Annotated in this window: 20 protein-coding genes and 1 riboswitch; of the genes, 7 read left to right on the forward strand and 13 right to left on the reverse strand. The window is 42.9% G+C overall.

The window, feature by feature from the left end:
* The first annotated feature begins 137 nt into the window (after window positions 1–137).
* Window positions 138–512 carry a YkvA family protein gene (locus tag R8O10_RS12955; protein ID WP_042522180.1) on the forward strand — a complete coding sequence of 125 codons (375 nt, stop codon included), beginning with the start codon at window positions 138–140 and terminating at the stop codon, window positions 510–512.
* Window positions 513–521: 9 nt separating this feature from the next.
* On the opposite strand, the gene R8O10_RS12960 is transcribed toward R8O10_RS12955, so the two are convergent.
* From R8O10_RS12960 to R8O10_RS12980, 5 genes are all read right to left on the reverse strand, one after another.
* Window positions 522–1,715: a lipase family protein gene (locus tag R8O10_RS12960; protein ID WP_005374861.1), complete on the reverse strand. Its 1,194-nt coding sequence runs from the start codon at window positions 1,713–1,715 to the stop codon at window positions 522–524.
* Window positions 1,715–2,188, reverse strand: a complete 474-nt coding sequence (locus tag R8O10_RS12965) for a DUF6795 domain-containing protein (RefSeq protein ID WP_232284613.1) — start codon at window positions 2,186–2,188, stop codon at window positions 1,715–1,717. The genes R8O10_RS12960 and R8O10_RS12965 overlap by 1 nt, the downstream gene beginning before the upstream one ends.
* Before the next feature lie 405 nt (window positions 2,189–2,593).
* On the reverse strand, window positions 2,594–3,898 hold the full coding sequence (locus tag R8O10_RS12970) for a dicarboxylate/amino acid:cation symporter (protein ID WP_054576578.1): 1,305 nt from the start codon (window positions 3,896–3,898) through the stop codon (window positions 2,594–2,596).
* A gap of 389 nt (window positions 3,899–4,287) precedes the next feature.
* Window positions 4,288–5,553, reverse strand: a complete 1,266-nt coding sequence (locus R8O10_RS12975; protein ID WP_115386834.1) for a DUF1835 domain-containing protein — start codon at window positions 5,551–5,553, stop codon at window positions 4,288–4,290.
* A 280-nt stretch (window positions 5,554–5,833) separates the two neighbouring features.
* A complete protein-coding gene (locus R8O10_RS12980; protein WP_054579385.1) occupies window positions 5,834–6,724 on the reverse strand; it encodes a LysR family transcriptional regulator in 891 nt (296 codons plus the stop codon).
* A gap of 109 nt (window positions 6,725–6,833) precedes the next feature.
* On the opposite strand from R8O10_RS12980, the gene R8O10_RS12985 reads away from it, so the two are divergent.
* A complete protein-coding gene (locus R8O10_RS12985) occupies window positions 6,834–7,142 on the forward strand; it encodes a monooxygenase (RefSeq protein ID WP_054579384.1) in 309 nt (102 codons plus the stop codon).
* A 7-nt stretch (window positions 7,143–7,149) separates the two neighbouring features.
* On the forward strand, window positions 7,150–7,521 hold the full coding sequence (locus R8O10_RS12990; RefSeq protein WP_054579383.1) for a hypothetical protein: 372 nt from the start codon (window positions 7,150–7,152) through the stop codon (window positions 7,519–7,521).
* Window positions 7,522–7,586: 65 nt separating this feature from the next.
* Here the strand turns inward: R8O10_RS12990 and R8O10_RS12995 are convergent, their stop codons facing one another.
* The 3 genes from R8O10_RS12995 to R8O10_RS13005 form a co-directional block, all read right to left on the reverse strand.
* Window positions 7,587–9,755 carry a polysaccharide biosynthesis tyrosine autokinase gene (locus R8O10_RS12995; RefSeq protein WP_318191460.1) on the reverse strand — a complete coding sequence of 723 codons (2,169 nt, stop codon included), beginning with the start codon at window positions 9,753–9,755 and terminating at the stop codon, window positions 7,587–7,589.
* Window positions 9,756–9,806: 51 nt separating this feature from the next.
* The gene (locus R8O10_RS13000) at window positions 9,807–10,247 is read right to left on the reverse strand and encodes a phosphotyrosine protein phosphatase (RefSeq protein ID WP_031780905.1); all 441 of its coding nucleotides are present in this window, start codon (window positions 10,245–10,247) and stop codon (window positions 9,807–9,809) included.
* Window positions 10,248–10,376: 129 nt separating this feature from the next.
* Window positions 10,377–11,495, reverse strand: coding sequence for a polysaccharide export protein (locus tag R8O10_RS13005; protein WP_017820139.1), 1,119 nt, complete (start codon window positions 11,493–11,495; stop codon window positions 10,377–10,379).
* 458 nt (window positions 11,496–11,953) lie between these two features.
* On the opposite strand from R8O10_RS13005, the gene R8O10_RS13010 reads away from it, so the two are divergent.
* On the forward strand, window positions 11,954–12,847 hold the full coding sequence (locus R8O10_RS13010; protein WP_017820140.1) for a hypothetical protein: 894 nt from the start codon (window positions 11,954–11,956) through the stop codon (window positions 12,845–12,847).
* 69 nt (window positions 12,848–12,916) lie between these two features.
* Here the strand turns inward: R8O10_RS13010 and nfsA are convergent, their stop codons facing one another.
* A complete protein-coding gene (gene nfsA, locus R8O10_RS13015; RefSeq protein ID WP_054579381.1) occupies window positions 12,917–13,639 on the reverse strand; it encodes an oxygen-insensitive NADPH nitroreductase in 723 nt (240 codons plus the stop codon).
* A gap of 194 nt (window positions 13,640–13,833) precedes the next feature.
* On the opposite strand from nfsA, the gene R8O10_RS13020 reads away from it, so the two are divergent.
* Complete coding sequence (locus R8O10_RS13020; RefSeq protein ID WP_005374889.1) at window positions 13,834–14,475, forward strand: MarC family protein; 642 nt, start codon at window positions 13,834–13,836, stop codon at window positions 14,473–14,475.
* 190 nt (window positions 14,476–14,665) lie between these two features.
* Complete coding sequence (locus R8O10_RS13025; protein ID WP_005374891.1) at window positions 14,666–15,538, forward strand: patatin family protein; 873 nt, start codon at window positions 14,666–14,668, stop codon at window positions 15,536–15,538.
* 53 nt (window positions 15,539–15,591) lie between these two features.
* Here R8O10_RS13025 and gbpA read toward each other — a convergent pair whose 3' ends face one another.
* The 3 genes from gbpA to R8O10_RS13040 all read right to left on the reverse strand — a co-directional run bounded on the left by gbpA (window position 15,592) and on the right by R8O10_RS13040 (window position 19,589).
* Window positions 15,592–17,055: an N-acetylglucosamine-binding protein GbpA gene (gene gbpA, locus R8O10_RS13030; RefSeq protein ID WP_104976409.1), complete on the reverse strand. Its 1,464-nt coding sequence runs from the start codon at window positions 17,053–17,055 to the stop codon at window positions 15,592–15,594.
* A gap of 98 nt (window positions 17,056–17,153) precedes the next feature.
* Window positions 17,154–17,254: riboswitch (cyclic di-GMP riboswitch) on the reverse strand.
* Between the two features lie 272 nt (window positions 17,255–17,526).
* Window positions 17,527–18,027, reverse strand: coding sequence for a fasciclin domain-containing protein (locus R8O10_RS13035; RefSeq protein WP_005384595.1), 501 nt, complete (start codon window positions 18,025–18,027; stop codon window positions 17,527–17,529).
* Window positions 18,028–18,107: 80 nt separating this feature from the next.
* On the reverse strand, window positions 18,108–19,589 hold the full coding sequence (locus R8O10_RS13040; RefSeq protein ID WP_203345568.1) for a cryptochrome/deoxyribodipyrimidine photo-lyase family protein: 1,482 nt from the start codon (window positions 19,587–19,589) through the stop codon (window positions 18,108–18,110).
* 109 nt (window positions 19,590–19,698) lie between these two features.
* Between R8O10_RS13040 and R8O10_RS13045 the strand changes: the two genes are divergently transcribed.
* A complete protein-coding gene (locus R8O10_RS13045) occupies window positions 19,699–20,004 on the forward strand; it encodes a DUF6482 family protein (protein WP_136976810.1) in 306 nt (101 codons plus the stop codon).
* A 68-nt stretch (window positions 20,005–20,072) separates the two neighbouring features.
* Here the strand turns inward: R8O10_RS13045 and R8O10_RS13050 are convergent, their stop codons facing one another.
* Window positions 20,073–21,053, reverse strand: coding sequence for a rhodanese-related sulfurtransferase (locus R8O10_RS13050; RefSeq protein ID WP_017634441.1), 981 nt, complete (start codon window positions 21,051–21,053; stop codon window positions 20,073–20,075).
* Between the last annotated feature and the right edge of the window lie 136 nt (window positions 21,054–21,189).

A 21,189-nucleotide genomic window follows, 5' to 3' on the forward strand; every position in this document is an offset into this window, starting at 1 on the left:
ACGATCCCCAGACTTCGGTTTGGGGATTTTTCTATCTGTGTTTTTGTTTCACTTTACTATCATTTCTTGTTATTAATCTTGCGTTCAGGTTCGATTTATTAATATGTTGGCCACAGTCATAAATTTCGGAGGCAACGATGAGCACAACAATGTCTGTAAAATCGGCGCCGAAAGACGCCAAAGATCAAACGATGCAAGCGCCAGATGAGAAAACATTCTGGCGAAAAATGAAAGGGTCGGTTAAGAAAGCAGGTGAAGAAATTGCCGTAATGGGCATAAAATCATGGCTCGCGATGACAGATTCCAACACCGCCGTTCGCCACAAGGCTATACTAGGTGGCGCGCTGGCTTACTTCGTCCTACCAACAGATATGGTGCCAGACGTACTAGCTGGCGTCGGTTTTACCGATGATATGGCGGCACTTACCTTAGCCGCGAACTCAGTCGGTAATGCCATCACTAAAGAACACGAAGCACAAGCCAGAGAAAAACTGAATTCGATGTCTGATTAAGTTGAAAGTTTATTTTACAGCACTAATAGCCATTTGTGCTGCTCGATAAAGTTTTCCAAATACCATAAGAAAAACGTTTCTAATAAACTTTGCAGACATATCTTCAATTGCTGTTACTGGTTTTCCAATAAACACCAGCATATGGCCTAACAGCCCTTTGACTTGTGATTCTCTTACTTTAGAAGCTTTAGCTACTTTTTCTATATTTCTGGCGAGTATATCATAAAATGTCATTCCAGTAGATACTGTGGCTTGGGCTGCTATTGCTGCAAACAAGCCAGTATCTTTTAATAAGGTTATTAATGCTGCTTGAATTCTTTCTGACCAATATTCTGTAAATGATGCTTGGTTTCTGTGCTCAAACTTAAATCTAGTAGGTGTATACAAGTACTTGTTAGATCTGACTTTTATTGCTCCCCACGTTTCGGAGTTAGCATTATCTAAATACCCTAAGCTTGTTTCGCTAGACATACTATGAGCATTTAAATTAAAGCCAGTACTAGCGTCTAAGCGGTACTCATCGCCATTATGTGGAGCATGAATAAATGGCCAGACAGGTACTTTAGGCACAGGATCTGCGCCGTGAGTACAGCGGTATACTTTGTCGTTGCTTTTACTAGATTTACGGGAATATTGTTCTAAACCAACTCTAGGTGCGCCAAAAGTATATAAATTCACTCTTAATGAATATTCTTCTCTCAGCCAATCAGAACATAATGAAGCCAGAGCTCCTCCTAAGCTATGCCCAACACAATGAATACGGTTAGGTAAATTTTGGCATTGCTGTAAATATTGTTTTATGCTTGGTTTGATACTTGAAAATGAATTAATAAATCCAGCATGAGCGATAGAGCCATTTGGAGAGCCTTTAAGGCCGACATTTAGGTTGGTTACCCAATCATTGGCGTTTTGCGTCCCTCTAATGGAAATTACTAAATCTCCCTTATATTTTCCTTTCCCAATACCAATTACCGCAAATGCTTCAGATGTTCTCATTACACCAGGTACCACTTTTCTAAACAATGGTATACGATCTAATCCTGTGATGCCTCCAGTTCGGCCACTAAAAACATCTTGCTGCGAAAATGCAAAGTGTTTTTCAAAACCTCCTTCTCCCCTAAACGCTAGTCTCCCTTGTCCCTGGTATACTCCATACGGTATGTTCGCGATCTCTGATGCAAGTTTTGGTGTTAAAGACGGCATTATGTATCCTCCGTAAACTCTGTTTTATATAAAAATCCATTTAAATTGCAGTTGCTAATAACCATTAGATCTCGAGCACTTTCTAGATTGATATTTTTGAAAAAATATCGGAATTCTTTATTTTTAAGCTCACAGTAAAGGTTATTTAAGTTATCTTTTATAAATATAGGCGGTGAAACGTAGCTTAACTGAGACTCCCAAATGTACTTCTTTTCTTCATTTATATAGGTATATATTCCGATATATGAATATGTTTGATTCAAAGCTGATTCTTTAAACCGTTGAGAATGTATGACTGGCTTAAAGTGAAATTCACCTAACTCATTAGTAATTGAACTCCTTTTGTAAGCATTCTTTAAAAAATTAGCTTCTAAGTAAACGGTTAAATTTTTTAGAGGTCTTTGATCAAGAACTAAAGTACCTTTTATCTCTGGGCTTAATGTATATTTAAATTTCTTAAAAAAATCGAACATACTTTCGTTGAAACCTAATGCAAGTATTGGAAATGAGAATATGAATAAAAAAAGACTATTTTTAAACATGAAATTATGATGTATGTATCTTAGTACCAACTTAATTATCAGACTACTATCTATCGCGATTTGGTTTTGAACTTTAATTTGATAATGGAATTTGTATCTCTATATGATGAAAATGTCCCTTATATCATTTTCAAAGTGATAAACATAGGCGAGTTATCTTAACCCTCTAGATGAACTAATATAGAATCTAACTACTGACCTATTAGTAATTGAAACAACCTTCGGGGGGACGAGAATTTTATCTAAACCTTTTTGATTTCGGGTTAATTGGAAATAAAAAACCACCTTAGAGTAAGGTGGTTTTTGCTTAGACAGGATAATTTAACTTGGAAGTATTTAAGCTTCCGCGCGCTTCAGATGCACTTCCTCTTCGGCAACGCCTGCCATTGGGTCGTTGAAGCGAGCTTCATCCAATGCACCCTCTGATTTTGCAACGATGACGGTTACAGCACTGTCACCAGTGATATTTACCGCGGTACGAATCATATCAAGAAGACGGTCAACACCCATGATGAGCGCGATACCTTCAAGCGGCAGACCAACTTGGTTCAATACCATAGCAAGCATGACAAGACCCACACCAGGAACACCTGCGGTACCGATAGACGCCAGAGTTGCCGTCATGATAACCATTAGGTAATCGCCCATAGTTAAATCAATATTGAAAGCTTGAGCAATAAACGCAGTTGCTACGCCCTGCATGATCGCCGTACCGTCCATGTTCACGGTTGCACCAAGTGGTACTGTGAACGATGATACACGGTTCTCAACACCCATGCGGTGCTTTGCTGTTTCCATTGTCACTGGAATCGTCGCGTTTGATGATGCGGTCGAGAAAGCAAACATGATCGCGTCTTCCATCTTACGCAGGAACGTAATTGGATTTAGACCAGTGAAACCTTTTAACATTAAGCTGTAAGTGACTAGGCCGTGCAGGACAAGCGTACCAGCCAGTACTAAGAAGTACTCTGCCAGATTGACGATCGCGCCCAGACCAAGACCAGTAAATAGCTTCGCCATTAAGAAGAACACACCATAAGGTGCCAAGTTCATCAAAATCGCGACCAGTTTCATGATCACTTCATTCAGATCAGAGAAGAATGCTGCGATGCGTTCGCCTGGTTTACCCGCTGCACTGATCGCGATACCGAATAGCACGGCGAACACGATAACTTGCAGAGTTTTACCTTCTGCCATTGCGCTGATTGGGTTGGTCGGGAACATATCGATGATCACCTGACCCAAAGATGGCGCTTCGGCTGATTTGAATGAACTTGCTGCCGTTAGATCTGCCCCTGCCCCTGGCTGGAATAGAGTACCCATAGTTAGAGCAAGCGTAATCGCGATAGCCGTTGTCGTAACGTAGAAAGCGAGGGTTTTACCGCCCATGCGACCCAGTGTAGAGAGGTCTTTGAGAGAGCTAGTACCACAAACTAACGAAACAAATACTAGCGGTACAACAAGCATTTTTAAGCTGGCAACGAAGATCTGTCCACCAACTTCGAATAATCCATTAACAATGTATGCGTCGACAAATCCGTTGTCGGCAAAAAGTGTGCGAATTGCAAATCCTGTCAAGATACCCGCAACCATACCTAAAATTACGCGGCTGGTAAGCGACATCGGTTTCTTGGTATTCATGAGAACACTCCTTATAGTTATGCACCTTGAGTTCACTTCAAAGCGGCGAGCAGATTAGCAGCGGAGTGAGAAAATACGAAAGAATAATCCTCTAAATGGTTAATAGATGTGAACTTTATCACTAATAAAAATGGGATTTTAACCAAATATTAACGAATTGGCCGGATGAAAAGTTTGTATTTTAACACTTTTATCGAATATACAACCGATAACAAAGAGGATTTACAATAAATTTTAATAAGAGATAGAGTGCATACTCTCTTTGAGTGGATGCATTTCTGCATAACTATTTAAGTTATATTCAGGCTAGCGGTCGCTTCTTTAGGGATAATTTAGTATTGAGTGTTCATCAGAGCCAACGAACCCGTTATGCTTTCATATTTGTCAACTCAATGATGGTTGGCAAGTGTAGTTAGTTGGAGGTGATCCCAGCTCCAATAACTTTGACTGGTATTTTTAATCCCTCCAACCCAATAGCATTGTTTCGCTCGTATTAAGCCTTCCAAACACTGCTTGCCAGCCTCAGTGATACGGACGCTTTGTTCCCACCAGTGCCTTTCACGTGACTCAATCGTGATCAAAGGTGTTTGACACTGTGCTAGAGGGAGGAGTAACGCGTAAAACATCACGTCTCCTAGGTAAGGAAGAGGTTCTAGTTGTTGATATTGCTCAAACCAATCTTTGATGGGAATTGAACGATTTTGCGAGTTCAAAACCTTTAGTGCGAGGTGTTGTGTCAAGCTCAATCCAGTTTGTGAATTAGGTAACTCTTGCAAATGGCGTTTAAGCACGTTGAATATATTGGGCAAGCAATCCAGGTTATGCTGCTGAATCAAATTAATTATGGAAATAGGTGTCGGTGATGTAATAGCGTGCCAACACCGTTTAGCCTGACTGAATAATTTTGCTGTCACAGGTTTACGGTATCGCCAACAAGAACGAATAGCTTCTTCAGGCAACTGCCCAAAGCCGATGAATCGTTCAGTGCCCGGGAACTGGTTCAACTCAATGACCTCTATCACTTTATTCTCTACATTCTCTAACTGTGTTAGAGCACGAATTAGCATCAATTGATCATAACTGTCATGTTCGACCCAAAAGACGATTCGTTCAAATACATCACTTTGCAACAGATCGAGGTTTGATTGTTCCAATGTGACTATATCTTGAACCGAGTCTTCACGCTTCATCACAGGCAGCAGAGTCTCTACGACATATTGGGCACGAATGGCAAGGAAATTCTGTGGTGTTGCTGGTATGGGGCCAATACAAAGCGGATCGATCAGGGCTAAAAATGCCCCTTCAAATCCGCTGGCTTTAAGTTGTTGTTGAATGTCGTGGCCACAACGAACGTGTAGCGTTTTTACTTTTGCATCTAGGGGCGGTTTTTGTTCTTTGATGGCTAGTTTGTGCGCTTCTAGCTCTTCGACATGAACTTTTAGTTTACTCCAACTGGATAAGCCCAGTTCTCTTGCGAGTGCATGTTGAACGTCAGCCAATTGAATTGTATTGGGAGCCAAAGATTCTGGTTTGGAGTGAAATCGCTTAACTAACTCCAACGTGGCGTCATCGTATAGGCGGATAGCTTTGAGCCTTTTTTTAGCAATGGATTTTTGCTGATTGATATTGATCGAGAAGCTATTTGTAGAGTTCATATTTCACCTTTCTTATTTCTTCCACACTCGCCTATATAGAAGCTAAAAAGAAGGTAAAAACAGATTGTGCCTGCTAAACCAAGCAGGTGAGGATATTGCCGTGAACCGAGTTCTTTCCGCGAGTGTTGGGTGCTTTAGGCATGAGCAGAGTGATAGTAGGTGGTCGCTATCCTTCGTGCAACCTTTTGTGAGAGTGTAGCGTCACAAAATGGCCGTTTCTCTATATTTAGGGAGAATCAATAGGCGATAACACTAGCGATTCAACTCAATACCACTGTTGCTAGACTCGAGTTTCTACACTTTTGAGTAAAGTACGATAAAGCGCTTGAGTCGCAGGACCACTTTTGGCTCCTTTGGGTAAAGTGAGGTGCAGCGCAACTTGATATTGATGGGAGTGTTCGATCTCCAATACTTTAATTTTATCGCTCTTGCGGGCTGCGACTAAGTGCGCTGGTAGCCGACAAAATCCAACGCCTTGCTCTACGGCGTGAAAAGCGTGGTCGAAGTTATCGACGGTAATACGCTGACGTGCGCGTAACCAACCCACATCTCTTTTCGTTTTGTCTGAATCACCTAAGTCACGGATGACAATTTGGCTGGTGGTTGCAAAATCGTCGATGGAAACATGCGGCTTTTTAGCGAGTGGATGGTGTGCTGCGATTACAGGCAGCATGGTTGTTACGCCAAATGCTTCGGCAGGGTAGTTGGTTATCGGTAAGTTGATGATTGCGATGTCAGCGAGCTCATTTACGACCATTTCGGTTGTTTTGCTCAGTGACGTTTCAACCACTTGAACGGAGGTCGTGTTGTTGTCCTCCAAAAATTGACTGAGTGGTGCATAAAGCCAACAAGGGTCACAAAGATGATCTATTGCGACCGTGATTTGAGATTCCACCCCACTTTTTAACTGCTCGCTGATGACTTCTAGTTCCCGCGCTTGTTCAAGCATGGATTGTGCACGACGCAGTATGGTTTTGCCGTGCTCTGTCAAACCCGCTTTGCGCCCTCGTACTTCGATAAGTTGAATACCAAGTTGGTCTTCTAACTTCCTCACCGAGTAGATCAATGTGGTATGGCTCTTGTTGAGCAGTAAAGCTGCGGATTGAATGCTGCCTTCTTGATTAATCGCTTGTAGCGTTTGCCATTGTTCTAAGGTCGTTTTTAGTCTCATGAGTCAATTTTTTAGACAGTTAATGGCGAAATTATGAACTTTTCTGTCAGTTTTATAAAGGTAATAATCTTGTCATCGAAAACGAGTCAATAAGAAGAGGAGACTCAAGATGGCGAAATTATTGCAAGTTGATTTTGAATTTCATGGTCCGTTTGGTGACGAGATGTCGAATGCTCTGGTCGACTTAGCTAAGTCGATTAACCAAGAGCCGGGCATGATTTGGAAAATCTGGACGGAAAGCGAAAAAGACAAACTCGGTGGTGGTATCTATCTTTTTGAAGATGAAGCCACGGCGCAAGCTTATCTCGAAATGCATGCCGCACGCTTACGAAAAATGGGCGTAGTCGAAGTACGAGGTCAAATTCTCGATATCAATGTGCCGTTAACTACGCTCAATCAAGGGCCTATTAGAGGATAAGGAGATGATGACCAACCGCACTTTTCTAACCGCTCATGGTGTCGTATATACGGTATTCGCTTTTGCGTTGTTTTTTGTACCAACCATAATGTGGCCGATCTATGGAGTACAAATTAACGACCAGTACGCGCTGTTTTTATCGCAGCATACTTCGATCTTTTTAGGTGGAATCGCTGCGGTGAGTTTGATGTTACGTAATGTGGAATCAGGGCATACTGCGAAACAGCTGTTTAAAGCATTATTGATTACTAATGGCTTAGGGGCAGTGATTACTACCTATGCCGGCATTATCGGAGTATTTGTCGGTTTTGGTTGGAGTGACCCAATATTCTTTGTCTTGCTTAGTTTGATTACGTACAAGCAATTAAGAGTGCAATAGAAAAAGCCCTGCTGTTTCTAGCAGGGCTTTGTCATATTTGGTTTAATTAGCGATCTAAATTCAAGTTATGATTCGCTTTTGTACGCGTAGTTATAGTAGCCGTATCCATAGCCGTATGAGTTAGATGCTTTTTTCTCAACTGCATTGAGAATCACACCTTTAACTTCAACGCCTGATTGCTCGAAGCGACCTTGCGCGACTTCAATCTCCTTCAAAGTCGTTTGATCAAAACGAGCGACCATCAGAGTTGTTCCTGCAAGCGCGCCAACAATGCTTGGGTCGGTAACTGCGAGTACAGGCGGTGTATCGATGATGACTAGATCGTATTGTGCAGACATCTCGTCAACAAAGCTCTTGAAGCGAGGGTGCATAAGAAGTTCTGACGGATTTGGTGGTACTTGGCCGCGAGTCACAACATCTAAATTATCAATGGATGTCGATTTAATGATGTTGCTAAGGGATGTCTTACCGCTCAAGTAATCAGAAAGACCGTTGTCCCAACGTAGACCGAAGCATTGCTGCAAATAACCTTTACGCATATCCGCATCAATAAGCAGCACTTTCTGACCGGTTTTCGCAGCGACGGCCGCAAAGTTGGTCGATACAAATGTTTTGCCGATAGATGGTGCAGGACCTGAAATCATAAGAACGTTATTCTTCGCTTCCATCATTGCAAAGTGCAAGCTAGTGCGAAGACTACGTAGAGCCTCAATGGAAAGATCGGCTGGGTTAGCTTCCGCTAGAAGGACTAGCTCATTGTTGCTGCCTTTGTTGCGCTTAAGCTTGTTTGCAAATTCCAGTTGTTGAATAGATTTTGGAACGCTTGCGTAAACTGGCATGCCAATTTGTTCAATTTGATCTGGTGTTTCCACACCACGGTGGAATGCTGCACGAATTAATACGAAAGCCACGCCTGCCATACCGCCAAGCAGTGTTGCTAGCACAACGATAAGCGCTTTTTTCGGCTTAATTGGCTTAGAGAAAGATTGAGCGCTATCTAAGATTCGAACGTTGCCAACTGTTCCGGCTTTAATAATGTTGAGCTCTTGAACCTTGTTCAATAGTTGGATGTAGATTTGTTGGTTTACTTCTACATCGCGTGTCATACGTAGAACTTCACGCTGTGTTTTCGGTAACTTTTGAACTTGTTTATTAAGACGTTCTTTCTCTTTTAATAGTGTTTCACGTTTATCAAGTAGCGACTTATAAGCTGGGTGATCCTGTGTGAAGCGTTGGCTGATCTCACTTTCTTTGAATGTAAGCTCATTTAGCTGTGCTTCTAACTCAACCATTACTTTCAGCGTTGACTGAGCTTCAAGGCCTAAGTCGATAGATTCATTTTCTTGACGGAACCGATTTAAAACGTCTTCAGAAGCGGTCAGTTTTGTTTTGATGTCTGGGAGGTGACCTTTCAAGAACTCGAGGCTTTGCTCTGCCTCTGCAGAATTTCTTTGAACGTTTTGTAAGAAGTAGTTTTGGCTAATGTCGTTCAAGATATCTTGAATCTTAGCGCGGTCTTCACCAGAGAAGCTTAAAGATATAATCCCGGTTTGCTTACCACGTTCGCTAATCGATAAGTTTTCTTGAAGTTTATTAATTGCATCTAATTTACTGATTTTGCTGACCGTGAATGAGTCACCAGTTTGAGCCACAAGTTCAGTCGCCAAAAACTGGTATCCATTCTTCTCAAGCAGTTCACCAACTTTACCTTCTAGAATGACGTTATTGTCATCTTCTAAGAGCCTGAACGTCTGTTTTTCAGAATCAATAACTTCAAGAGTTAAAGGAACGCCAACTGCGTAAGAAGGAGCATTAAATCGTGAAACGCTCAGACTGATTTGCTCACCTTGTAGTCGAGCTAGGCCTTTACCAATAATTGGCATGTAGTTTGGAGAAACGACAGTCGTTAAGTTGAACTTATCAACAGTACCGCCCAAGATCATACGAGATTTGATGATCTCTATTTCTGTTGTCGCTGATGATTCTGCTGAAAACAGCTCTCCCATATCACCAACCATCGCTGAAATACCACCTGAACTCTTACTTTCGATTTGGATAAGAGCGTCAGCTTTATAGATAGGTGTTGATAGAATGGCAACGCCGACGCCTATAATCGAAAATAGGACTACGGTACATAGAATGAGCCATTTGGCATCGAGAATGATCCCAAATAACTTTCCCAAATCGATCTCATCGTCGGCTTGACGTGATTGCTTATTAGTTTGTGTTGTCATTACTTTAACTTCTTAAATACCTTGCCATTGGCGTTTATTTAGCCTTGCGGCTTATAGTTTTTGAGACCACGCTTTTGCTGCTTTTTCTATAAGCGTATATGCATGTTCGAAAGCTTCTCTACTTTGTCTGTATGGATCAGGGATGTTTTGTTCATTTATCCACTGTCCAAACAGCATCGTTTTACCTCGTGCCTCAGGAGCGATTTTGGTTAAGGCTTCTAAATGACCTTTTTCCATAACCAATATCAGATCGTATTGAGCGCAAAGCTCAGGTGTTAATTGTCGTGCTTCGTGTCCATCTAAGCTTACGCTATGTTCGTTCGCGATAGTGGTTGCCATCTCGTCAGCAGCTTTTCCCGTTAGATGGCTCTTATCTACTGCGATTCCTGCTGATGCGACATGTTTGTTTGGTAGTAAAGACTGCAAAAGCCGCTCTCCTGTTGGAGAGCGGCAAATATTACCGACACAGACGACAAGAATATTAGAAAACAAATGCTTACCCTACTTTAAGTTGTATGCTTATGATCTCAACTGAATTGCTGGCTTCTTTATATTGCGCAATTGAGCTGAGTAGATATCGATTACGTGCCGCAAGAGATAATTTTCTTGCGGCACGTTGTTTTACGGCCAAGTGCGTACTCGTAGTACACCTTCAGTTAGTTCATTAAAGCCGGAAATGGTTGGAACGAGCTGAGCAATCACACGATTCCAACGACTAACAGGTGCAGCCGTCACATAGACTATGTCGTAAGGGTTGAGATCAAACTCAGTACCAATCACCAAAGCAGAAGCGTCAGAAACATCTAGCTGATAAATGTCCGCCATTTTAGCTTCTTCTTTTGAACGTCTGATGACAAACACACCGGTAGCATCTGCGGAGATTTCACTGATACCACCAACGCTGCTAAGAGCCTCAGTAAGGCTCATGCCGCTACGATCAATTTTGAGTAATTTCGGATCGTTAACCTCGCCCATAACAAATACTTTTTGCGCATCGTTTCGAGGAATATGAACAATATCACCAGGCTTTAGAAGGCGGTTTTGAGTTAAATCGCCTTGTTGCATCAGAGCATACAAAGAGACGTTTTCAACAACGCCATTGCGTGTCAGTGTCGCATTACGCCAATCAGCCTCGGCAGCCAGTCCGCCAGCTCTATTCACAGCATCTAGAAGTGTAAGGGGGATGTTTGTAATTGGTTGTTGTCCTGGCTTGTTAACTTCGCCAGTTACATAAGTCTTTTTAGAGCGAAATGCCGCAACGCTTACATCGACCTGTGGGCTCTCAATGTATTTTGCAAGGCGGCTTGCAATGTCTGCACGAATCTGACGTACGTTTTTGCCTTCAACATGTACGACACCTATGTAAGGGTAGAAGATCGTGCCATCCGAATGCACCCAGTTACCCGCTTCGGCTGAGCTTCGGTATGAGCCCGCTGGGATCGTTAGCTCTGGGTGATCCCAAATAGTGATATTTAGGATATCGCCAGGTCCTACTTCGTATTCATATTTTGCGATTTCAATATCTAACTCTGGGTTTGGTTTTGAAAAAGGGTCCACTGAATTTAAAGACGTTACGCGCTCCAAAGTTAAGGGATAAACGGTAACCTGAGACTCTATATCACTCGATTCAGTGCTCATGACTGTTTTGTCACTGACCGAAAGGTGGCTACCAGGCAAAGTACACCCTGTAAGAAGGATAGGAAGTACTGATATCCCCAAAAATTTATTAAATGTGTTCATTGGTTTATAACTACCGAAAGAAAGTTTGCCGACTGAAATTGATTCATTCTAATTGAACTGCATTTCATCAATATTGATGATTTACTGCAGTTTTAAGCCTTTAGAAAGCGAGTCCATTCAGAATTATTTGTGTAATAAACACTCCAAATGGCTGCTAGCGACTTAGAGCTCTTAGTTTCATTAATGAAGGTGTGAAAATCCGACCCACAAAAAATAGTCAACTATTATCCATCTGGTTGCAATAAAGGCAACAAGTTACTTGAAAAAATACTGACGAATACATGACAAAATTGTGTCTATTTAACGTTAATGAGATGAATGCATGATTTTGCACAAGCAAACAGGCAAGAATGTGAAAAAACTCATGCCAAAGTTGTATGCATCCTATTTACACTATATGCAACTGCCGTTATGCTTCCTGTTGCGGTCGGATATAACAACAAATATTGGAGCTAATTTTGAAAATCAAACTTTTAACGGCAAGTGTGGCAGCAGTCCTACTAGCAGGTTGTGGTAGTGACAGCGATCCTGAGGTAAAAAGATACTCAGTTCAGGCTTATGACCCAGCTGTTATCGGCATGAAAGTTCAAGCAGTATGTGGTGGTGAGACATACGACGCTATTGAAAATACAACAAACTATGAAGGTATGGTTGGTAAAGCGCGTTTTGAAAATATCAACGTTGTAAATGCGCCAGGTGATTGTGCTTTCGTATTAACGCACACAGAAGATAGTAAAGACGCGTCAAATGGTAAACCTATTACATCTGACTACAAAATCCCTCAAGGCCTAGCCCAGACGGATTCATTGGTAACAGGCTCTCCATTTACGACTTTGGTTGCTAACTCTTTAAAAGATGGTGAAGTATACTCTTCTGATATCGCTGAAAAAGTATTCGAGAATTTGGGTATCGATATCAATGCAAGTGGTAAAACAGTTGACGAAATCCTTCGTGATACAGAATCTGTAGTAGCAGGACTTGGTAGTGAGGGTGGTAACAGCGCACTTGCTACTCAGCTAGTTGCAACAGCAAACGTTGTATCAGATATCATCAAAGCGAACCCAACAGCTTCGCCTGAAGCTGTAGCTGTTGCTGCAAAAGCAATAACAGAAGATGTAATCGCGGCGAACCCAAATTATCCTGAGAATGATTCGGGTGATGTTATCTACGTAACGATTCCAGCTGAAGATACTCAGAAAGTTGTTGCTGATGTACAAGAGGCTATTGATAACGACACTCCACTAGAAGATATCGAACCTGAAGTACCACAAATCCCAGATGCGGAAGTCGGTGAGCCAATTGAACCTGAAGATCCACCGGGTCCAGGCACTGGCGCGACAGGCGGTAACTAAGCAAGTTTTTGCTGATAAATTCTAAAGGCCTCTTCAGAGGCCTTTTTTGATCCTATCGTATTGTAGTCATCACCTTTTAGTGAGCCCTTTTCTGTTTAAGTAAGGCAGGATGTGCGGACGTGATTCGCCAGCCAGTTTACTGGTGACTTCTTGCGACCAAGTACTCTGTTTTTGATTGCTCGAACGGTTTGCATAGTAGTTTTGCATGGTTTGGTCATACGTCTGAATATCATCCAAGTTTAGGTCTTGATACTGATTCTCATGCACCACGACATGCTTAGGTAGGCGAGGTTTTACTTCAGGAGCTTGATCTGGATGACCAAGACACATACCAAATAAAATGGCGGTATTTTTAGGTAAACCTAATAATTCGTCTACTTTTGTGGCATTGTTTCGTAAACCACCAATATACACGCCTCCTAGTCCCATCGACTCCGCCGCAAGCAAGCAATTTTGTGCCATGATCCCCGAGTCTACAGCGCCTATTAGCGTTAACTCGGTAAAATCAGCTTGAATATCTGGGTTGATACTGGCATGGCGCTGGTAATCAATACAAAACACCAAAAACTCAGCCGCGCTTTCAACGTACCCTTGATTTCCGGCATATTGAGCTAATAGTGTACGTTTTTCTTTGTCGGTCACGCGGATAATTGAAACGACTTGCAACATGCTTGATGAGGACGCCGCAAGGCCGGCTTGAAGAATGGCATCTAATTGTTCGCTCTCAATCGGTTGTGAGGTGAATTTTCGAATTGAGCGGTGATTGAGAATTGTTTGAATCGTGCTGTTCATGGTGACTTAACATCCCCTGTTACGTTAAAGGCTGAAGACTCACCTTAGCGACATTTGATGAGTCGGTAAACTATCTCAAAAGAAAAACAATGCTTGGTGCATAAGTGTGAAGACGAATCGAGAATACACCACTCGTTCTGTTTGAGAGCGTATATACTGTTTTTAGAATCAATAATTTAAATGCAGTGGAAAATATGAAAGAACTCATTGTTCATACAGTTACGGTGTTTATGGGCTTCTTTGCCATCATGAACCCTATCGCCAATATTCCCATCTTTTTGAGTTTAACTGCTGATGAAGATAAAGAAACCATCCGTTCCATTGCGCTTCGCTCGGTTTTTATTGCATTTATTATCATCGCGATATTTTCTATTGCCGGTAAGTTAATTTTTGATTTGTTTGGTATCACGCTTTATGCATTGCGAATAACAGGCGGTATTTTGGTGTTTTTGATAGGTTTTAACATGCTTCAAGGTGATTCGACGCATCAGAAAACCAAAGAGAAGGCGTATTCACCAGCTCAGCAACGGGCGGCATTGAGTATTGCTGTGTCTCCACTGGCGATGCCAATATTAGCTGGGCCTGGAACGATTGCTACCGCGATGAACTTTGCGACAGCGGGTGGTTTCGATCAAACCATTATTACTATCGTCTCTTTCGCTGTCCTGTGTGTGATCACCTATGTACTGTTTTTATTTGGAGACAAATTGGTCAAAGCGGTTGGACCAAGTGCTCTAAATGTTGTGACTAAAATGATGGGCTTAATTCTAGCGGTTATTGGTACTCAAATGTTCATTGATGGCGCGGGCGAAGCCTATAAAACGGTTTTCTCCTAGATTTCTCTTAGACCTTGCCACCTTGGTTAAGCCCGCAATTACATTTCTAACGGGTACGGATTTTTTGAACTTTAGTTTTCATTTTCTAAGAGAGAAATAAATAGACTTCACCTATTTCAATAATAAGAATATTCAATTGTTGTGATTGCACGAATTTCATTACTCTTTTGGCAAGGAGAATGGGGGAAATATGGCAACAAAAGCAATTGTAGTAGAAGGTGGCGCGATGCGAGGCGTCTTCGCAAGCGGAGTGTTAGATGCGTTTTTAGAGCAGAGTTATAAACCGTTTGATTTTGCAATCGGTGTATCTGCTGGTGCATCAAATTTGATTGGGTATTTGACCGACTACCCGCATCGCAGTATTAACGTCATTACTAAGCTGGCCACAAGCAAACGCTTTTTTGACCCAACTCGCTTCGTTAAAGGTGGGGACCTCATCGATGTGAAGTGGCTGTTTGAAGAATCTAATCGCTTGTATCCCGTCGATGAAAATAAACTGTTTAATGGCGTTCCTTTTCTCGCAGCGACAACAAATGTAGATACAGGGCAGGCAGATTATTACCGCGTGACACGTGATAATTTTCACCATGCGATTGAAGCGACAACAGCATTACCGATTGCCTACAAGCATACCCCTTGTTTTTCTGGCGGTTGTTATACCGATGGTGGGGTCGCTGATTCTATCCCAGTGCGTGAGGCTTATCGTCGAGGGGCTCGCGACATAACCGTAGTACTCTCTCACCCGCTGAATTATGCCAAAAAGCCAGTTAAGACCACATGGCTGATGAAGAAACTGTTTGCGGAGCACCCCAAAATGGCGGATGCGATGTTAAGACGTGCAGATAACTATAATCAATCATTAGAGTTTATTCGTAACCCTCCACCAGGAACACATGTTAGGGTGATTGCCCCACCAGATAATTTTCATGTTCAGCGCTTATCAATGCGACAATCCGTTTTACTAGAAGGGTATGAAATGGGGCTGATTGAGGGGCGAGCGCATCTCACTAGTTTATCTGGTGTTCATGGTTTAGACCGGGAAAGCTGTCATTTTTGCGTTTGATTATAAAAGAGCCTCATCGTGAGGCTCTTTTTACTTAACGTTCAAAGGGTGATTTAGTTGACTTTATCCCAAGCCATCTCCCAGTGTGAACCTATTCCAGGCTCGTAATGATTTGCGCTTTCTTTCCACTGCATACAGTAACCAGAGTATGGGAAAGGTTTACATTGATAAATGCCCCCGTCGCTGGCAAGCACTTTTGTGCCCGCCGTGTAGCTAGATAGTCCTTCAGGGAAGACAAAATCGTACTCATCAGATGGTGGTGGAGTAACTGACTCTTCTTTTAAGTGAAAGTCGAGTGTTTGCTGATCCACCAAGTTGCCATCTTTATCCTTAATACGTGTTACGAGCATATGGTGACCCGGCTCCGATTTACTTAAAGCGAGCGATATCGCCTCTACCGAGCCGTCTTTCATTTCGTTTGCCCAACTTGCAAGTGGCTCGCGATGGTGATTGTAAACGGTGAGTTCTGCATTTAAATCGCCTTCAGCAGTTAGTGTCAGATCCAACGTTGTCGGTGTTGACTCAATGATATATTCGTCTGCTAAGCCATCTACTGTGAGTGAGTATTCTGGAACAGGAGTTTCAATGTTATAGCCGATCTCTACTCGCTCAAGGCCGCTATTTGCTTGCAGATACACCGGATTAGTACCATAAACAGGAGTGAATTTATCCTCTGCATACTGCCCGGCTTGCAGTTTTGCTTGTTCTTGGTTTAGCTTAGTCGCGAGTGCGTAAGACCAGTTTTTCGCTTGGCCCATTGCTGCATCGGTAATTTCTAGTTCAGTTCTATACGCCACGTTTTCACCTGCTTGATCAAATACGCGTGTATAAACCGAATCCCCAATATTTAAATCCATTGTAGGAATAATTTGACCGCCTTGCTTCCAATCTGGAATAACGGGACTGTCACCATCAAATTTCACATCGATCACGTTATAAAATGAGGCTGCAGTGTCGCCAACATCCCATACTGCCAGGATGACATGGTATCCCTCGCGAGTAGGCACATTACATTGATGGCTTACCTGTTTCGGGGGTTGAACCATATTGCCGTCGACGACACAGAAAGGAGTTAGATCAAAAGAGTCTCGTGATAGTGAAGCGTTTGGGTTCCAATCAGGCTTGGTGATGTAATATTTCCAGTCGCGCGTCACGTGGTTAGCGGTAAATGTCCATTCAAAAGTTTGTGTACCTGCTTGAATAGGGCGTTTTACCCAACGGTCGGCAGTTTGCTCATCAAGGGCAGCTGCTAAAGCGGTTTCGGCACTCGCTATTTTACCATCGCGAGGCCCTGTTTCGGGAAAGCCATCAGGGCCTTCAACGCTTTGCGGTTCATATTGAATCGCACCGCAGTTATTATTTTTTTCGTTAGTATCTGGCGTTGGATACTTACATAGTGCCGAGCGACTTGCAGCGACACCACCATTGGTTTCTGATACATAACCGTGAGCCGCAGCACCTGAGCTAATGCTTGCAAGTGCTAACGCGAGTACGGATTTGGTTGGAAATGATTTCATCACATGTCCTCTGTTATGGCTGACAAACTAATGTCACACCCCGGCGCATGCTGAGCATAAAGCAACGCTACAGAAATTGGACTTCTGTAACACTGCGTCATGGTAACCCCGCTATCATGAGCATTCTTTTAGATTTTTAAATGCTGACAGACCGGAAGCTTTGCGTCCCACCCTTTCGAATGGTTTGCCGAAATGTGATTGAGCAGCCAAAATTTAGCTTAAGAATTTACATGTGGAAAAGTAAACGTCACTGACATGGAATCCTGTTCTCAAATTGAAAGGTAACGATATCTTAACCTCGTCAATATTGTGCAGTGTCGTCTTACAAGGTATTGATTTTAATTTTGTTTTCATCCTTTTTATAGTCATGGTGAATGAGTGGGGGTTTGTTGGGGATAAGTGGAGAGGAATCGTGCTAAGGGTGGAAGAAGTTCTGTCTAAAGGGCGGATTGTACCGCCCTCTGAATGGTGTTATTTCGGCATGATGACAGTATCAATCACGTGAATGACACCGTTTTTAGCTTTCACATCGGTTGCAATGACATTTGCATCGTTAACCATGACTTTATCGCCCATGGTTTTAATCATCACATCTTGCCCCTGAACCGTAGTCGCTTTGTCTAGCTTAACAACATCGGCAGCCATCACTTTCCCTGGGACGACGTGATAAGTCAAAACAGATACTAACTTGTCTTTGTTTTCCGGCATTAAGAGCATGTCGACTGTGCCGTCTGGCAGTTTTGCAAAAGCGTCATCCGTTGGTGCAAAAACAGTAAATGGGCCTTCTCCTTTGAGAGTGTCAACCAAGCCCGCTGCTTTCACCGCAGCAACAAGCGTATTGAAAGAGCCGTTTTCAGCGGCAACGTCGACAATATCGGCTTTCATCATGCCATGCTCATGAGCCTTGACGGGAAGCATAAAAGATAATGTCGCCATCAGTGTCGCCGCGATAACTAAGATACGTTTGAACATAATGTGTTCCTTACTAGTTGAGGGTACAACGGGTTCCCTGGAGTGTGTTTACATTTGTACGCATCGTGATTGAAAGATGATCATCGCGTCCTACTTTCTTTTGAGGGTCTAACATGTCGCGCAAGAATTCGTCTGCCTTCTTGTTTCACATCAGCTCGTTTCCGCCACGTCCATAAGCGCTCTCTTGCTGCCTTAGCTGCTTTGTCTGGTGCGATAATAGGTGCAAGGTAACGGCTATCTGGCTGCAATTGATACATGACAGCTTCCATCTGGGTCATTGTCCAGGGCTCGAATAAAAGAGGGGGAGGAACCATTTGTAACTCAGGTACCCACTTGTAGATGAACGTACCGTTAGGATCATGTTCTTGGGCTTGCTTGATCGGATTATAAATACGGATTGTGTTAGTCCCGGTTACTCCTGCTTGCATTTGGAATTGTGGGTAATGAATTCCAGGCTCAAAGTCGAGAAACAGTTGCGCTAAATGCGTTACACCTACTCGCCAATCCATGTTCATGTGGTGAGTAAGAAAGCTAACCAGCATGGCACGCATGCGAAAGTTAATGTAACCAGTGTGGTGCAAACAGCGCATGCAGGCATCAATCAAAGGTACGCCAGTATGCCCGGATTTCCATGCTGCTAACTTTTCTTCATCGAAAGTACTACTTTGTTTAATCAATGGTTCGTAAGCCCGATTAACGCAGTAAAACTCCATGTCGTATTCCGATTCGAATTTTTGGATGAAGTGACAGTGCCAATGAAGCCGTGAAGACAATGCAATTAAGCTGCGACGAAATCCAGCGACTTGCCAGTGTTTCAAAAGGTATTGATAAACTTCACGCAAGGATATGTTACCCCAAGCGAGGTATGGAGAAAGTCGAGTACAGGCTGTGCGTGAGGCTGTGGGACTAGAAATGCTTCGATAGTAATCACGACCTCGACGATGAAAAAAGTCCTCTAGTGTTTTCCAAGCGAGCCGGCTTCCTCCCGTTTGCATTCCTTTGCATTTTGATAGCCAGGATGATGGTGGCGAAAACGAACAGCCGAGAGCTTCTGCATCCAATGAATGCAATAAGTCGGTTTGGAGCTCAATAGGGCTTATTGAGGCTCTCATGACAGAGTCCCAATGTTTGTCCCAACCTTGCCGGTTTTTTGCACCTCTGATAACAGCACCGTGTTCGAACTCAAACCAGTCGATGTTCTGCTTATACAGCCAAGCGGCAACTTGTTTGTCGCGCTCAAAGGTGCAGTTGAGTCCTATTTCTTGGTGAGAAAAAACAGCGTTGATTTGATATTGCGCTTGAATTGATTGAAAACATGCTAAGGCATCGTCAAACAGCACCGTGATTCGATGCCCATATGCTTTGAGCGTCTCATCCATGTCTTGCAGTGATTGCCAAACAAATCGCCAGTGGCGCTCAGAATAGTGTGGGTTGTTCAATAGCAATGGTTCAACAATATATAAAAGCACAGTTGGGTGCTTTGTTGATAATGCTTGAGTTAGTGGTTGATGGTCAGTCAGCCTTAAATCTCGTTTTAACCACACGACATTGATTGTTTGCATCGGAATCCTCTTTAGTTTCCGATGTTGTACGCAAGTAAACCGAAGAAATCTCATCCAATGATCGGTTTTATTCTACAAAACGTAAAGGTAACTTTTAGGGAGGTGACACATGGCAATACCATTGAGTAAGTTACAAAAATACTTCTATGTAGATAAATTGGTCATTCATTCGCTTGATCTCGCATTGTATCAGGCATCTGTTGTGATTGATGGAGAAGCGCAATTTATCACTGATGACAACGGCATCTTTTTGAGGGCTCATTCCCTGATCGAGATGCAAAAGAAGTGCAGGAATATCAAAGCAAATAAGCAGGTTTTAGTACATCAAAGTGCTTATGATGAAATGGTGGGGCTACCCGAAGGCAAAAGAAACAATCAACTAGAGGTATTGGTGAGGGATACAAAACTGTACTGAAAGAGTATTGGTGCGCAGTAAAAGCGAGCCACTATACGGCAGCTCGCTAAATATAAGGAGAGTTGGGCTTAGTCTTGTTTACGCTGCGCTTCTTTTTGCGCGTACTTAGCGGCACGTCGGGCTTCTCTTTGCTTGGCACTTTCACCACCAACATGCTGCTCGCCTCGCTGCTCTGCAAGAACAATTTGTTTTTCACGCTCGCGGAATCGAGCAATTTGTTCTTCTGAGTGTGTGCCGTGACATTTTGGACAGCTCACGCCTTGCTCGAACAATTCTGACTGTTTGTCTTCTTCAGTGATCGGTAGACGACAAGCGTTACATAAATCGTAATCTGCTTTTTCTAGCTGGTGGTTCACGGCAACACGACCGTCAAATACGTAACAATCGCCTTCCCACATGCTCTCTTCTTGAGGAACTTCTTCAAGATATTTAAGAATGCCGCCTTCTAGGTGGTAGACCTCATCAAAGCCCTGTTCTTTCATGTAAGCAGTTGATTTTTCGCAGCGGATACCACCGGTACAGAACATCGCAACTTTCTTGTGTTTTGCCGGGTCCATGTTTTCTTTTACATAGTCTGGGAATTCACGAAAGGTTTCAGTATTTGGGTTTACAGCGCCTTTGAATGTCCCGATCTCGATTTCGTAATCATTACGTGTATCGACAACAAACACTTCAGGATCAGCAATAAGATCGTTCCACTCTTGAGGTTTCACGTAAGTCCCCACTACGTGGCGAGGGTCTATACCTTCAACACCTAATGTTACGATCTCTTTTTTCAATTTCACTTTGGTGCGATTGAATGGCTGGGTCTCAGAATACGACTCTTTGTATACGGTGCCAGTCAAACGAGGTTCGTTGTTTAGCCACTCCAGTAGCGTATCAATACCTGCACGATCAGATGCAACAGTACCGTTGATACCTTCACTTGCCAGTAGTAATGTTCCGCGAATATGGTGTTTTTCCATCAACGCAAGTAATGGCTCGCGTAGCTCTTGATAGTTATTCAGCTCAACAAACTTGTACAGCGCACAAACTACATACTGACTCATGAGGTTTCCTTTAAAAATACAGGTGGTCAACGACCTTAAAATTTTAGCGGCACGAAGTATACCTGACTAAACTAGTCGGAAATACGGACAAATTATACGGATATTATGAGTAGGCGGGGCCTGGCGGTCTTTGATA

It is taken from the genome of Vibrio sp. 1727, from assembly GCF_033344415.1.
In the GTDB taxonomy this organism is placed as follows: domain Bacteria; phylum Pseudomonadota; class Gammaproteobacteria; order Enterobacterales; family Vibrionaceae; genus Vibrio; species Vibrio alginolyticus.